2 protein-coding genes are annotated in these 1,539 nt (G+C 47.6%); both read left to right on the forward strand.

Annotation, left to right across the window (positions count from 1 at the left end):
* The first annotated feature begins 144 nt into the window (after window positions 1-144).
* Window positions 145-870: an ISAs1 family transposase gene (locus F6K53_RS41525; RefSeq protein ID WP_293030524.1), complete on the forward strand. Its 726-nt coding sequence runs from the start codon at window positions 145-147 to the stop codon at window positions 868-870.
* On the forward strand, window positions 848-1,252 hold the full coding sequence (locus F6K53_RS41530; RefSeq protein ID WP_293030527.1) for an ISAs1 family transposase: 405 nt from the start codon (window positions 848-850) through the stop codon (window positions 1,250-1,252). The genes F6K53_RS41525 and F6K53_RS41530 overlap by 23 nt, the downstream gene beginning before the upstream one ends.
* The last annotated feature ends 287 nt before the right edge of the window (window positions 1,253-1,539 follow it).

Consider the following 1,539-nt stretch of genomic DNA (forward strand, 5'->3'; position numbering starts at 1 on the left):
CAGGGTAATTGCAGCTATTTTGTATAAATTGTACTTGACAAAATAGGTATTTAACATAGTCAGTGATAGGACTAGACAACTCTTCTGGAATGAAGGACACTACAAACAGATGGAATCAGTCCCTTTCACATCCTTTCAATCCTCATGTCAACAGGTTTTGGTGCTCCTAGCATATCCCCTCCTTCGGTTACGCTGAAAAAGCTCAGACGTAGTGTGCTTAAGGAGTTTGAGAGATTGGATGAGCCTCGGGTGAAACGGCAGCCACAGCATTTACTGGTCGAAATCATAACTATTGCCATCCTGGCCACCCGATCTGGGGCGGATAGCATGGTAGGGATTGAAACCTATGGAAAAGCGAAACGGCAATGGTTAGAGACATTCTTGACATTGCCTCATGGTATTCCCTCACACGATACCTTTTCGAGAGTCTTAGGGTTGATTGACCCCCAGCAGTTGCATGAGTGTTTTTTGAGTTGGGTCGGACATATTACCGACCAGCTGGAGATTAAGCTGATCAACATAGATGGCAAAACAGCCCGTAGCTCCTATGACCGAGAGCATCAACTTAAAGCCTTACATACAGTCAGTGCTTGGGCTTCAGAACACCATCTGGTCTTGGCCCAACAACGGGTAGAGAGCAAGTCGAATGAGATTACAGCCATTCCAGAGCTACTGAATCTATTGGATATTCAGGGTGCGATTATCACCCTAGATGCAATGGGTACTCAGCGCGATCTTGCTGCCCAAATCCGAGACCAAGGTGGGGAGTATATCCTGGCACTCAAAGGGAATCAAGGCAAGCTCCACAAGGCAGTGAAGACATTCTTTAAGGCGGCTGAAAAAAAGCATTGGGAGGGGACCCACGTATAGCTATCACGAGCATACAGAAGCAGGTCATCATCGGACCAACGCATCGACAAGTGTGGGCGGTGCCCATCAGCCAATTGCCCGATTTGCCCAATCCTTCGAAATGGCAGGGCAAAACCCGCGCGTGGTGATGGTCAAACGAGAGCGACGTCTTTGGAATAAAACGACTACAGAGGTGTGTTTCTACATCACCAGCTTAGGTGCAGATGCCAGGGTTTTAGGGAAGGCGATCCGCTCCCACTGGGGGATTGAAAATAGCCGACCTTGGATCAATGATGTCACCTTTGGCGAAGACCATAGCCGTATTCGCACGCCTTCATGGACCAATGAATATGGGACTGCTGCGACGCTTATCGCTGAATTTACTCAAACGAGAACCCTCTAAGCAAAGTATTGCCCAGAAACGCTACCGAGCGGCCATGGATAATGACAAAGTCATAAACCTGTTGCTCAGCAATCATTCCTGTTAGGTTTTGCTAGACCAGCACAGTGAGGACTGCACAACTTCTTAGAGGAAACCACAACAAAGCACATCCCAACCCCATCATGCCGCCAGATTGTTCCGACCCCGTTGGCATGCTCCTTTAACCAACCAAAAATGAGAAATATTGTGGAAAACAAGTCCAATCACTTTAGCTTCGTTGGTTTTCCTGATTTAGATGCGATTGCCCT

Source organism: Moorena sp. SIO4A1 (genome assembly GCF_010672065.1).
Taxonomy (GTDB): Bacteria; Cyanobacteriota; Cyanobacteriia; order Cyanobacteriales; family Coleofasciculaceae; genus Moorena.

Coding starts and splice junctions, on each gene's coding strand:
- F6K53_RS41525 (WP_293030524.1), top strand. CDS start 145: ATGTCAACAGGTTTTGGTGCTCCTAGCATATCCCCTCCTTCGGTTACG.